A 13,306-nucleotide genomic window follows, 5' to 3' on the forward strand; every position below is an offset into this window, starting at 1 on the left:
TCCGCTTTCATCATATCACATGAAAAGAGTGAACGTGATGTAAAAAGCTCCACTGCTTTTAGAAGACAGATCTCAGTTTCACGGCCTACTTAATCACAAACGAAAAAACTCAAAACCACTTATTGGTCCTGAGTTTCTCGTTTAAAAATTTCACTTCTGAACGGTAAATACGTTGCCCCAGTCCTGAGAACTTTTCTTCGTATTCTGTCATGATGTTTCCTTCAAACTTGCTGTTGTGTAAATCCAAGCTAACATATTGCAACCTTAGTCCATATTCTGAAAAGCTTGTTAGTGAGTACTCGAACAGGCCTTGATTATCTGTCTTAAAGTGAATTTCGCCACCATCAACTAAAATTCTCTCGTAAATAGAAAGGAACGTTTTGAACGTTAGTCGACGCTTCGCATGTCGTGGCTTTGGCCATGGATCTGAGAAGTTTAAATAAACTCGGTCAATTTCACCATCTTCAAAGTACTCCGTTAATTTTTCAGCATTTACATTTAACAGCTTAAGATTAGGTAAATCAACTTCAATCGCCTTTTGAAGTGCAGTAACGATAATGCTTTCAGATAGTTCAATTCCTATATAATTTATCGAGTCATTTTGCCCTGCCATACCGGTAATGAATTGACCTTTTCCTGTACCAACTTCTATATGAATTGGATGAGAATTTCCAAAAATCTCATGCCATTTACCTTTTGCTTCTGTTGGATTCGATATCACAAATTGGGGATGATCTGCAATAAAATCAATTGCCCAAGGCTTGTTACGCATACGCATTTAAACACCTCTATCTCTTTAATATCGTTTTAAAAGATAACATGAAACAATAGTGTAGGCAAGATTATTTTCGTGATTGGAAAAAACACCAAGTAGTAAATTATTCAATCCTACGAAAAGAAAAGGAGCTACTCCATATTGGAATTGCTCCTTTTCCGGGTTCGTATAATTCCAGGTAACCCTAGGCACATTATACATATATGTAAAGTGAAAGGATGATTAACTCATGCCTATAGATTATCACCATCAAGTTGGTTTGTTAAAAGATATCTTATCTGAACATCAAAGTGATTGCTGTGGAACCGTCGCTGAATGTGAGCAGCTTGAACGAGTCATTAAATCGTTAATGGTTAACACACAGCTAGATCAGAATGTAAAAAGTGTTCTTCAAGATATTTACACATATAGTCAGTCAGGAGTAAACTCTTCTGAATTGAATGATCACATTCAATCACATCAAGGTCATTTATCCAGGTGGATCAATGATATTGACTCTTTTTCATAATGAAGAAATTTTAGTTACGATCGTTTGTAGGCGATTTAGCCAATTTCCTAAATCCTTTTGATCATTCTTTGTGTGATACCAAAGGACGGATGTAATAGCTTGGGCAAGAACATACCAATAAATGCGGGTTACCATTTGATCATCTAGCTGTAAACCATACGCAGCTAGCCATTCTTCCCACTGATTTTCATCAATGTACCAATATAATAAAATGCCGATATCAATGGCTGGGTCAGCAATCATTGCGCCGTCCCAATCAATGAGGTAAAGGTGATTTGTATCTGTTAAAAGCCAGTTATTGTGATTCACGTCACAATGACAAACAACATGGTCTTCAAAAACGACATCAGCTAGTTGTTTTTCAAGTAGGGCAAGCGCTTGTTTAATAATAAGTTGATTTAATCCTTCTAATTCAACTGCTTGCTTTATATCTTCTAAAATAGAAGTTGGAGTAAGCGGTTGCTTCCCCAAACGTTTTAGCATATCTAATAATTCTTTCGAGTGGTGAATTTTATGAAGTAGCTCGGCCACATTTTTGCCACTCATATCATTTGGCTTCAACTCATGTCCACTATGCCAATGCTGAGCAGTAATGACATCACCATTTTCCATTCTTTTTGTCCATAAAAGTTTGGGCACAATGCCTTCAGCAGATAGCACAGCTAAAAATGGAGAACTGTTACGTTTTAAAAAGAGTTCTTGACCTTCACATTTGGCGAAAAACGCATCCCCTGTTGCTCCGCCTGCAGGAGATACCTCCCACTCACTACCTAATAAGTGTTCCAACCAGTTCACCTTCAATTTCAACCCAACATTTCATAAAAGTTTTGACGTGCTTGTAAAAAAGCGCAAGCGCCTTGGTCAGCCTCAGGCATAGCATAAAACGATTCTAAATAGAAGGCGTTCTTTGCCTTCAATTTAGAATTGACTTATGACCTCGAGGGGCTAGGCGCTGGAGCTGGATTCAGAAATTCTTTAATTCTCTAAATTAATAAGAAACTAATCATTATTTTAAACATGCAATTAGAAATAAAAAGGACAGCTACGTGATGTTCACTGATAGCCATCCTTCTAAATATTATCGTCTTTTTATTATACTAGTCAAGAAAAACTAATTCATTCTACCATTGATACAAGACGTATGTCCCAATAGCATCAATTGGAAAGGTTGATGTGTGTACCATTATTCTCTTATTTTCCTCAAACAATGAATCGGGTGTACATGCAACAAACCAGCTTCCTTCATTTGGAAGTGAAATAGTTTGGTGTTTTTGTTGATTATGGTGAATGACTAAAATGTTTCGCCATTGGTCATGCTTTCCTACATCTTTTAGCTGATAAATCAGGAGAGTAGGTTCTGAATCTAAGAACGAGAGGTGTCTATGAATTAGCTCTGCTGATGGAAGACGAAACGCTGGGTGATTTTTTCTGAGTTTTATCAAATTCGCGATGTACTCAACATCTTTTCGATAGTGATAGCGTAGATCCCAATCCAACCAATTGACCTGGTCAGGGCATTTGTAGCTATTCTCAGTTCCTTTTTTCGTTCGGTAAAATTCCTGACCACTATGGAGAAAAGGAATCCCTTGAGAGAGCAGAACAATGCTTGTGGCTAGTCTTTGTCTTGCCCTTCTTATTTCTTCTGTTTCATGGTTAACACTAATCTCTAATTTATCCCACATTGTGTGATTGTCGTGAGACTCAACATAGTTAATGGTTTGATGTGGTTGCCTGAAAATGCCTTCAAAATGCCCTGGAAACGAGATGGATCCAGCGATTGCTTTTTTTGTTTCTACTTGCTTATGAATGCTTCCTAAAGCAAACCCCACATCTTCCAAATGAAAAGTACTACCCTTTATATGGTCTCGAAATTGATCGTTAAAAAATGCAATTGCTGGCATAGCATTCGCATTTGCGATGATGGCTTTCCTTTCATATGCTAGGGGAGTTTGCAAGTCCCAGCCTTCTCCTAAAATAAGCGCATCTTGTTTTAATTGACGAACTTCTTGATCAACCGCATTCATCGTTTCTATATCTAAAATCCCCATTAAATCAAAACGGAAGCCATCTACATCATATTCGCTCAGCCAAAAACGAACAGAATCTAGAATGAACTTTTTTACCATCAAGCGTTCTGAGGCAAGATCATTTCCTACGCCTGTTCCGTTGGAAGGAAGTCCATGTTCGTCGTACCTAAAGTAATATCCAGGAACCGTTTTCTCAAAGGATGAAGTTTCTTTTATATACACATGGTTATATACAACGTCCATGATAACTCTAAGACCGTTTTGGTGCAGAGTTTGTATCACCTTTTTGAGCTCTTGAATTCGTTTATAAGGATTTCTTGGCTCTTTTGAATAGCTTCCCTCCGGTGCATTAAAATGAAGCGGATTATAGCCCCAATTGTAGGATTCCCTTGGGTTTATTTCATCGACACCTTCATAGTCATTAAAAGGTAGCATTTCCACATGTGTAACACCTAATTCTTTTAGATAAGAAAGGCCTGTCGAAACACCGCTTACGTGGCTCGTCGGAAATTCTAACCACCCCCCATACAACCCTTTTGCATCAATGCCACTATTAGGGTGTGATGAAAAGTCTCGAATGTGAACTTCGTAAAGAATTGCATCTGTTAAATTGACAAGCGGTTTTGGTGTATGTGTTTCAATCCTTGTTTTCTCTAAATCAACAATTGCTCCCAACTTTCCGTTTGCTGAAACGGCTTGCACATAAGGATCAACGGCTTCTCGCCAAACTAAATTTACACAAACGATAAAAGTGTAAAACAGCCCCTGATAATCTCCTAGTAACTCAACAAACCACACGCCTCGTTCTTGTCTCTCCATCTTTACCGTTTTAATTTCTGAACCACTTTGATCATACAAGCGTATATTTACACCCGTTGCAGTCGGAGCCCATAGTTTTAAGAGCGTGCTTGTTTTCGAATAAGTAGCACCCAAATCGTTCGCTTCGTAATAAAAGTGATCGTCAAATTCCTTCGTGCGAATAACGGCACCAATTTGAAGATCTGTAGTCGCCTCTTTTTCATCTACAATTTTATAGGTGATTGAAAAATCAATATATCGCTGAAGATGACAGATGAATTTAACGTGCTTTTCGATTTCATACTGCTTTTTAATCACTAGCTTTTCTTCACGATTTGGACTTTTAAGTTTAAAGGATTTTTTCTCACCCTTAAATTGATCTTTATCAATAAGAATGGTAATTTCACTCATATGATCCAAATAGGCTTCGTAATGACGACTCACATTTATCAACAACACTCACCCCCTTGAAGAGAGTCCTCGAACAATTGACAAAAAAGCTTTCCACACCTATTGAAAATTAATTACCTTATGCAGAAAGACTCCAACTTGCCTTTTTTACTTCGATCACAACAGGACTCTCTCCAACAATTTCACCATCAGCATGAATTAGAAGTGCATGCTCACTTGTGATACTTATTTTTTCACCACTACACACTTCACCTTACGCAAACCAATATGCTTTCCAAAGAACACAGTTACGAACAATAAGAGCAGCTTCATCCGGGAAAGATTGTGAACAGTTGTAATCGTTAATTTACCATCAGTCGGATTAGCTGTTGGGGCAATTTTCATTCCACCACCATAATATGGGTGATTTGAAACAGCCACAAACCAGACGTTCGTGAATTCATGAATCTCTTCATCAACAGTAAGGGTAATTGAACTTGGAGAATAGGTGAAAATTGATTTTATTAATGCAATAACATAAGTAAGAGATTGTATATTTAAACCATTCAGGATTTTTTTCCATGAAAGCTCACTAGCCATTTTTGCAACCTCAGCATCGAATCCAACACCTAGGTTGTTAACAAAATAGCTCGAAGTCACTTTTCCACCTAATGAAAATTTGCCCATATCATATTGTTTAGATGATTTCGATCTAGAATTAAGTAATTTCCTAACAGCTTTAAGTGGATTAGTAGGAATTTGATAGCCTCTTGCAAAATCATTCCCAGTCCCGGCAGAAATAAAACCCTAATTGCACATGTTTAAATGAATTTAAACCGTTTACAATTTCGTGAATTGTTCCGTCTCCACCGACGCCAATGATTGTTTTTTAGATGATAATCTTGGATCGTGGCGATTTGTCTAGCCAATACTTCAGCGTGACCAGGACACTCTGTAAAAAAAGAGAGATAAATGATTTTTCTCTTGTCTAATTCACGCTTTACTTTTCCCCAAACTTTACTTGATCTTCCATTACCAGCAACAGGATTTATAATAAAAAATAGTCCATTCATCATATAGGCCCCATTATGATACTAGTTTATGAATAATGAACTAAAATGTTCATTTCTTTAAAATTATAACCTTTAAAACAACCAGATAGAATGAATTTTTATTCAATTTTTTGGTAATATCAAAAAAAACGCCTTTTTGGCGCTTATTTTAATTGGTAAGGTCATTCCACTCGGTTCGTTTATAGGAATTTGACGAGCAATGAGATAGAAGCACATGGGCTGCCTTTAGTTGAACATGTTTTATTGGTGATGACGATTTTCTCATGCGCTGAAACCAATCATCGTAAGCTCTTTTATCAAGCAAGTCAATATCATATGGCGCAAAAGGAAAATCAATGTATCCGTTTCGACTAACAACGATTTTTTTTACAGGAATGTCCAATTTATTCGCTGTAATGAGCTGCTGAACAACGGAACTAGTCCGGTTTAAGCTAATTAATGGATTTAATACCTTCTTTTCTTGATTTCCGTCCATCTCGGTCCAAAATCTCTCTTTTGATCCCGTATAGACCGCTTCATTGTTGTTTTCAAGAAGGGTCATACAATAGATTTCAGAAGGGCCCACCATGATCATATCAAGTTCTACCGGTGCATTTTTCAGCTGGAAGACAGGGTGATACAAAAAGAGAAAATGATCGGGCAAACGTTGCAGAAAATATTTTAGGTCGACGTCTCGAGAAATCGCTTTATCTACGAAGGATTTGTCACGAATCGTTGAACTTGCCCAGCGTAACTGAAATTTAAAAATGTGATCTAAGAATAGGTATTTAAGTTCCTCTAGAGACTTAGGTACTGACGTAAACTCGATTTGAAGTTGTTCATCTTCTGTTGCTTGTTCAACTAGTAATGGTTTAATTTCAGTGGACTCTACTTCATCTTTAGATTTGCTAAATTTATTTTTTATTCTGCCTAGGAACGACTCTTGTTCAAGCTCTGGGACCTCTAGTTCATCCGTTTTCTTCATAACCGAAACAAATGTATTTCCTTCCCAAGCCGTGTGAACCTTTTGCCATTGCTGTTTTTTTAAGCGAATAAATTGACTAGGATACCGATATGTATCCAATTCATAACGCGAGATATAGTCATATAGCTTGATTAACTGCGCCACTTTAGTTCCTCCTCGACTACCAACCGTTCTTGTTCGTCTATTTTTTACATCTATAATTAAAGGAGAAATGCGATGAAAAACGGACAGAGAATGCTTGTAAAAATAGCACTTAACGTCATTGCAATTGAACTAACTGCTCCCTGCTCTTCACCAATTTCCAGCGCCATGGAGATCCCCACACCATGTGCTGCCGAACCATAACCTACTCCGACAGCAACTGGATGATGAATTTTAAACCATTTCAAAAGATATGGCCCTAAAACCGCACCCGATATTCCGGCAACCATTACATATACAGCGGCAAGAGCTGGAATTCCTTCGATTAGCTGTGATAAGTCCATCGCGACAGGAGACGTCACAGATTTAGGTGCAAGCGATAGAATAATCACTTCTTCAACATCAAACCATAGACTTAACAAAATACCACTTCCTAAACCAACAATCATACCAACAAACACACTAGAAAAAATGCTGACAATATGTTTTTTGAGCGTTTTTCGGTGCTGATATAACGGAATTGCCAAAGCTACCACAGCAGGTCCAAGAAGCTCGTCAATCCACCTACCGCCTTGCATAAACATCTCATAAGGGATTTTAAAGAAATAGAGCATACATACGATGAAGAAAGTTGAAGTTGCGATTGGAACAAGCAATGGCTTTGGGTAGCGTTTGTAAAGAAGCCTTACTACCACATATACACCAACTATCAACACGATAAACAAAAGAGCTATTCCTATATTCATAACTCCAGCTCCCTGTTTGGTTCGCAATTTTGAACAGAATGCTGCTGCCTTTTTGAAAAGAACTGACTTACACCTGCTGATGAAATCATCACAAGGATTGTACTTAAGATAACAATAAGTAGAGTTATCAGCCCACTGCCATTGAATAAATTGAGATAATCTATCACTCCGACTGTTGCAGGAATAAATAAAAGTGGCAAGTGTGCAAGCAACAATGAGCTTCCTATAAAAAACCATTCGCTTTTAACTAGTTTCGTTGATAAAAGTCCGAAGAGCAGAAGCATCCCAATGATACTTCCAGGTATTGGGAGGCTCAATAATGACTGAAGCATTTCACCCAGCTTGTAAAATCCATATAAACATGAAATTTGAAGAATTACTTTTACAACGTACATACAATCCCTGCTTTTCTTCTATTTAAGTGATTTTATATAAACAGATTCATATTTTGGAACACGATCAAGATGTGTGCGCACTAGATGTACGGCAGTAACAGGTACAATAAAACTCTCTTCTTTAAACGCTTCTTCGAGCTCTGAAGTCATCTTAAACTGAGTTTTCTCCGCCCACTTTCTTGCTAACGTAATATGAGGTCGAAAAGGTTTTTTATCCAACTCAAAACCCACATTTTCACAGCATTCATAAACCCAGTTTCTTAACTCAGTTAGAGCAAAAGATTGCTTCACGCCCGCCCAAAAAATCCGCGGAGATTCACTGTTACCAAATGTTCCTAAACCTTGTAGGTTTAACTGAAAACTCTTTATCTCTTCTAGTTTACTCTCAAGTTCTTCTTTTAAGCGATCTATCTGCTCATTCGAATCTGGGTGTCCGAGAAACGCGAGGGTGATATGTAAATCCTCATGATGTACCCAGTTTCTAAAGGAATATTTGTCTTTGTTTTCTTCTCTCCAATTCTTAAAAAAGATTGACGTTGTTTCTGGAAGAGTTACTGCAATAAAGTAATGAGTTTTAAGTGTCATAATTCATTCACTCCTGCGTCAATTTTAGATTACTTCTCTATATTTAGCTTATTTTAACAAAAAAACGCTGTTTACATGTAAAAACTCTACTTTTTTATTGATAATACTTGAATAACTACTTATACAGTTGAGACTGTCTTCTTAAAGCATAGTATCATCATAGGAATATGGGGTCTAATATGATATGATTTTGGAAAAGAAAAAATGAAAGGAAGTGTCGAAAAATGCGTGTAGTAAACAGTATGGCAGAACTCATTGGAGATACACCTCTTGTTAAACTTAATCACCTTAAACCAGAGGGTGGAGCAGATATTTATTTAAAGTTAGAATTTATGAATCCAAGTGGTAGTGTAAAAGATCGTGCTGCTTATAACATGATTGTTGAAGCTGAAAAACAAGGTCTTTTAAAACCGAATTCAACAATTATCGAACCAACAAGCGGAAACACTGGAATAGGCCTTGCAATGAATGCTGCCGCAAAAGGCTATAAAGCGATTATTGTTATGCCTGACACAATGACACAAGAACGAATTAATATTCTAAAAGCTTACGGGGCAGAGGTTGTGTTAACACCTGGGGATGAAAAAATGCCAGGAGCAATTCAAAAAGCTGAGGAACTAGTTAAGGAAACACCAAACAGCTTCTTGCCGATGCAATTTGAAAATGAAGCAAACCCTGATGCTCACCGTCATACAACAGCAAAAGAAATTGTTGAAGCCATGGATGAAATAGGCAAGCCATTATCAGCTTTTGTTGCTACTGCAGGAACTGGGGGCACAATCACTGGAACAGGCGAAGCTCTCAAAGATCATTACAAGGATTTAACGGTTCATGTTGTTGAGCCAGCAGGTTCACCCGTTCTTTCCGGTGGAAAACCAGGAAAGCATAAATTAGTTGGGACGAGCCCAGGATTCATTCCATCAATACTTAATACGAGCGTCTACGACGAAATTTTTAAAATAGAAGACGAAGACGCCTATGAGGTTGCCAGAAATCTTGCAAGCAAAGAAGGTATCCTAGTCGGACCATCTTCTGGTGCCGCTTGTTATGCGGCAATTCAAGTTGCTAAACGTTTAACACCTGATGATATAGTTGTTTGCATTATGTGTGATACGGGTGAGCGTTATTTGTCGGGTGATTTGTTTGATTTTAGGTAATTAAATGGATGGGGCGGTTAATTTGTAAGTGCTCAAAGTGTCCGCAAATTGGATCAGGAAGAATATCCAAGTGATTTCCTCAAGGTCTAAACCTCCCTTTATCAAGCAAATAAACCATTTTATTTTAAAGAACACAAGCACAAAATAAGTCTCTCCTTTTAGTCATTTGACTGTATGGAGAGACTTTTATTTATATCGTTACAACCCTACTTGTTTCGGCTGCTTCTAATATACCTAGGATTACTTTTAGAGAAGATAGTGCATCATCACCTGACACGAGTGGATTTTTGTCGAGGCGTACACATTCAATAAACGCGTCGATCACACCACTGTTTGTCTGGTTATCGTTCGTTTGGATGGATTCTAGTTGATAATTTACTCTCTCTCCTTCTTTTGTAATCACTTCTATTTGGTATTCATCACGATGATATATTTTCAAAATACCCCTTTCACAATAGATAATCGTACTATTGTCTTCTTCTCCATAATAAGTCCATGAGAAAGAAGCTGTACCTATACGTCCTCGTTTCGTCTTTAGACTACATACGATGTTATCGCTTACTTTAATAGGATCGCCATGTTCATCGACTTTGTCGAGAGCTCCTTGAAAGGCGCTAACTTGCTCAATTTCATCCCCTAATAAGTAATGCACTAAATCAATTTTATGAATACCCAAATCACCAGCTACACCAAGGGCAGAGCGATTTTTCTTAAAGAACCAGGTTGAGTTTGTTTTATTTACTCCCCAATGTTCAGGTCCTGCGTGTCCAAAAGTAGTTCTAAATGTAAGTACTTTACCAAGCTCTTCGTTTTCAATTATTTCTTTTGCCTTTTGATGTGCACGGGTAAAACGTTGGTTATGATCGACCATTAATTTTTTCCCTGATTTCTTTTGAGCTTCGACTACCTCGGTTGCATGCTCAATCGTTAATGATATTGGCTTTTCACATAATACATGTTTACCACTTTGTAATGCTTTCGCTGAAAAGATATGATGAAATTCATTAGATGAGCAATCGCTAATAATCTCTATCGTAGGGTCCGTCAATAGTTCTTCAACAGAATTGGCTACACTACCACCAAACATGTGAGCTAACTCTTCAGCTCGTTCTAGGTTCCTGTCAAAAAAGACTATTTTGTCAACATATGGATTTGCTTTATATTCTGGTGCATGGCGTAGTTTAGCGATCGAGCCACATCCAATAATACCTACTTTAATACTCAAATGATCTCCCCCTACTCTCTCTTTTGGAATACAACTGCCACGATGATAATTAATCCTTTTACAAATCCTTGTAGGTGTGGAGAAACATTCATTAAGTTCATCATGTTATTCAGAATACCTAAAATAAGCACTCCAAAAAGTGTACCGATAATCTTACCTTTACCCCCAGTCATTCTTGTACCACCAATGATTACTGCAGCGATAGCATCTAATTCATATTGCACCCCTGAACTAGAAGACGAAATAGAATTCAGGCGAGATGTTTCAATAATTGCTGCAACACTTACTAACAACCCTGCTAAGCTATATACTCCAAGCTTTACGCGATCTACTCGAATCGCTGATAATAGAGCAGCTTTTTCATTACTTCCAAGCGCATATACATATCGACCAAATCTCGTTTTATGCATTAACAAATAAACAAGTGCCGTCATAATTAAGAAAATAATGATCGGATAATCAATCAACCATAAATCACTGTTTGCAATGGCCGTGAATCCGGATACTTCTCCTGAAACGCTTCCACCTTCCGCAATATATAACGCGATGGAACGCGCCGCGGCCATCATCCCTAACGTGGCAATAAATGAAGCGATCCTACCCTTTGCGACCATTAACCCATTTAAGAGTCCAGCAAATGAACCTACTAATAATGCAGTTAAAATTGCTACTAGAATGCTACCTGAAGCATTTAAGGCTAGAACCGTCATGACACCAACTAATACGAGAACTGAACCAACCGATAAATCGATACCACCTGAAATCATAACTACTGTCATACCTAAGGCAACAATCCCTATAATCGAAACTTGCATTAAGATATTAAGTTGGTTATTGATATCTAGAAATCTAGGACTCATAATTGAAGCTGCGATAAAAATAATTAAGAATGCAATAATGACGCTATATTCTGACCATAGCCAAGCGAGGCGACTTTTTGTAGTTGAAGTTTGTTGATTGTATTCTTTTAATTCTGTATTAGCCAATTTTATCGGCCTCCCTTTTTGAGCCAGTTGCATAACTCATAATTTTATCCTCCGTTGCTTCCTCTGCCCTAAATCGGGCTGTTATTTCTCCTTGATACATCACATTGATGTTATGACAAATCTTTAGTACCTCTGAAGCCTCTGAGGATAAGATAATCACAGCTTTTCCTTGTTCAGTTAATGAGACAATATGCTGATAAATCTCTTGTTTGGCGCCAACATCTATTCCCTGTGTTGGATTATCAAAAATAATGATATCGGTATTCACTTCAAGCCATTTTGCAATAATCACTTTTTGTTGATTTCCACCACTTAACTTGTCGATTGTAATACGGGGGTTGTGTACTTTAATGTTAAGTTTTTCCTTATAATAGTTGAATTTCTGTTTTTCCGCCTTTTCTTGGATAAAGCCAGACTTTTCAAAATGTCCCATGGAAGATAAGCTCATATTATGAATGACGCTTAAATCTTTAATGATCGCATTCTCTTTTCGATCCTTTGGAACGAGTCCCACTCCAGCTTTTACAGCTTTACTTGGATGATCTATTTTAACTATCTTGTCATTAATTTTTATCTCACCATTGTACTTGTTTCGATAACCAAATAAGCTCTCAAAAAGCTCTGTTCTACCGTCACCAGCTAAGCCAGTAAAGCCTAAAACTTCACCTTTTTTAACGGTGAAATTAATGTTTTTAAAAAACCCCTGACTTGTTAAATTGTTCACTTCTAATAATACAGGGCCAAACTCATGCTTTTGTACGAACCGTTCTTCAGAAATTGATTTCCCCACCATTAGCTTGGTGATTGTGTCTAGGCTTTCATTTTTGATACTGCCAGTCCCAACAACTTCTCCGTCACGTAACACGGTATAACAATCACAAATTTCCTTGATCTCCTTCAGTTTATGGGAGATATAAATGATTGAAACACCTGATTTCTTTAGGGAATTCATTAATTCGAATAAACGATCAACTTCATGTTCAGCTAACGATGATGTTGGTTCGTCCATAATAATAAGTGTGGATTTGCGTAGTAACGCCTTTGAAATTTCGATCAATTGTTTATATGAGGTATCTAGATTTCGAACATATTCTTTTGGATTGATGTCGACACCAAGCTTAGCTAAAATTTCACTTGTTTTGTTACACATCTCTTCTACTTTTAAAAAACCAATTGTATTTCGAAGCTCTGAACCTAAAAACATATTTTCATAGACTCTGAGATCAGGAACCACATTGAGTTCTTGATGTATAAAGCTTATCCCATGCTCCTGTGATATTCTTGGATTGGTCATTTTCACAACTTTACCATTGATGTGAATTGACCCATTATCCGGTTGATGAACGCCACCTAAAATGTTCATTAACGTGGACTTTCCGGCACCATTTTCACCTAGCAATGCATGAATTTCGCCATGATCAACCTGCAAAGTAACACCTTTTAATACAGGCACACCGTTAAACGATTTTTCAATGTTGTTCATTGTCATGAAAGGATTCGTGGACATGTCTTTACCCCCTCCTTTATAGGAAAAGA

15 protein-coding genes are annotated in these 13,306 nt (G+C 37.5%); 2 read left to right on the plus strand and 13 right to left on the minus strand.

Annotated features, from left to right (window positions below; all coding sequences use genetic code 11):
- Positions 1 to 109: 109 nt before the first annotated feature.
- On the minus strand, positions 110 to 778 hold the full coding sequence (gene trmB, locus ACFFIX_RS02590) for a tRNA (guanosine(46)-N7)-methyltransferase TrmB (protein WP_378930181.1): 669 nt from the start codon (positions 776 to 778) through the stop codon (positions 110 to 112).
- Between the two features lie 226 nt (positions 779 to 1,004).
- Between trmB and ACFFIX_RS02595 the strand changes: the two genes are divergently transcribed.
- Positions 1,005 to 1,283: a YtzH-like family protein gene (locus ACFFIX_RS02595; RefSeq protein ID WP_378930183.1), complete on the plus strand. Its 279-nt coding sequence runs from the start codon at positions 1,005 to 1,007 to the stop codon at positions 1,281 to 1,283.
- On the opposite strand, the gene ACFFIX_RS02600 is transcribed toward ACFFIX_RS02595, so the two are convergent.
- The 9 genes from ACFFIX_RS02600 to thpR form a co-directional block, all read right to left on the minus strand.
- Positions 1,278 to 2,078, minus strand: a complete 801-nt coding sequence (locus tag ACFFIX_RS02600; protein WP_378930185.1) for a phosphotransferase family protein — start codon at positions 2,076 to 2,078, stop codon at positions 1,278 to 1,280. The two genes, ACFFIX_RS02595 and ACFFIX_RS02600, sit on opposite strands and share 6 nt — an antisense overlap.
- A gap of 326 nt (positions 2,079 to 2,404) precedes the next feature.
- Entirely contained in the window at positions 2,405 to 4,561 is a 2,157-nt protein-coding gene (pulA, locus tag ACFFIX_RS02605) for a type I pullulanase (protein WP_378930187.1), read from the minus strand.
- Positions 4,562 to 4,744: 183 nt separating this feature from the next.
- Positions 4,745 to 5,185, minus strand: coding sequence for a diacylglycerol/lipid kinase family protein (locus ACFFIX_RS02610; RefSeq protein ID WP_378930189.1), 441 nt, complete (start codon positions 5,183 to 5,185; stop codon positions 4,745 to 4,747).
- Between the two features lie 91 nt (positions 5,186 to 5,276).
- Positions 5,277 to 5,354, minus strand: a complete 78-nt coding sequence (locus tag ACFFIX_RS02615) for a hypothetical protein (protein ID WP_378930367.1) — start codon at positions 5,352 to 5,354, stop codon at positions 5,277 to 5,279.
- The gene (locus ACFFIX_RS02620) at positions 5,320 to 5,574 is read right to left on the minus strand and encodes a diacylglycerol kinase family protein (RefSeq protein WP_512700164.1); all 255 of its coding nucleotides are present in this window, start codon (positions 5,572 to 5,574) and stop codon (positions 5,320 to 5,322) included. The genes ACFFIX_RS02615 and ACFFIX_RS02620 overlap by 35 nt, the downstream gene beginning before the upstream one ends.
- A gap of 145 nt (positions 5,575 to 5,719) precedes the next feature.
- Positions 5,720 to 6,679, minus strand: coding sequence for a nuclease-related domain-containing protein (locus ACFFIX_RS02625; protein WP_378930193.1), 960 nt, complete (start codon positions 6,677 to 6,679; stop codon positions 5,720 to 5,722).
- Between the two features lie 56 nt (positions 6,680 to 6,735).
- The gene (locus ACFFIX_RS02630) at positions 6,736 to 7,422 is read right to left on the minus strand and encodes an LrgB family protein (protein ID WP_378930195.1); all 687 of its coding nucleotides are present in this window, start codon (positions 7,420 to 7,422) and stop codon (positions 6,736 to 6,738) included.
- Positions 7,419 to 7,817 (minus strand): CidA/LrgA family protein, encoded by a 399-nt coding sequence (locus ACFFIX_RS02635; protein WP_378930197.1) that lies wholly within the window; start codon positions 7,815 to 7,817, stop codon positions 7,419 to 7,421. The genes ACFFIX_RS02630 and ACFFIX_RS02635 overlap by 4 nt, the downstream gene beginning before the upstream one ends.
- Positions 7,818 to 7,835: 18 nt before the next feature.
- Positions 7,836 to 8,402: an RNA 2',3'-cyclic phosphodiesterase gene (gene thpR / locus ACFFIX_RS02640; protein ID WP_378930199.1), complete on the minus strand. Its 567-nt coding sequence runs from the start codon at positions 8,400 to 8,402 to the stop codon at positions 7,836 to 7,838.
- 224 nt (positions 8,403 to 8,626) lie between these two features.
- Here thpR and cysK point away from each other — a divergent pair, with 224 nt between their 5' ends.
- Positions 8,627 to 9,559, plus strand: coding sequence for a cysteine synthase A (cysK, locus tag ACFFIX_RS02645; protein ID WP_378930201.1), 933 nt, complete (start codon positions 8,627 to 8,629; stop codon positions 9,557 to 9,559).
- A 190-nt stretch (positions 9,560 to 9,749) separates the two neighbouring features.
- Here the strand turns inward: cysK and ACFFIX_RS02650 are convergent, their stop codons facing one another.
- Genes ACFFIX_RS02650 through ACFFIX_RS02660 form a run of 3 tightly spaced genes read right to left on the minus strand, consistent with a single transcriptional unit; the run spans position 9,750 to position 13,277 of the window.
- The gene (locus tag ACFFIX_RS02650; protein ID WP_378930203.1) at positions 9,750 to 10,784 is read right to left on the minus strand and encodes a Gfo/Idh/MocA family protein; all 1,035 of its coding nucleotides are present in this window, start codon (positions 10,782 to 10,784) and stop codon (positions 9,750 to 9,752) included.
- A gap of 11 nt (positions 10,785 to 10,795) precedes the next feature.
- A complete protein-coding gene (locus ACFFIX_RS02655; RefSeq protein ID WP_378930205.1) occupies positions 10,796 to 11,770 on the minus strand; it encodes an ABC transporter permease in 975 nt (324 codons plus the stop codon).
- On the minus strand, positions 11,763 to 13,277 hold the full coding sequence (locus ACFFIX_RS02660; RefSeq protein WP_378930207.1) for a sugar ABC transporter ATP-binding protein: 1,515 nt from the start codon (positions 13,275 to 13,277) through the stop codon (positions 11,763 to 11,765). Before ACFFIX_RS02660 ends, ACFFIX_RS02655 begins: the two co-directional genes overlap by 8 nt.
- Positions 13,278 to 13,306: the final 29 nt, after the last annotated feature.

It is taken from the genome of Metabacillus herbersteinensis (genome assembly GCF_042433335.1).
GTDB lineage: Bacteria > Bacillota > Bacilli > Bacillales > Bacillaceae > Metabacillus > Metabacillus herbersteinensis.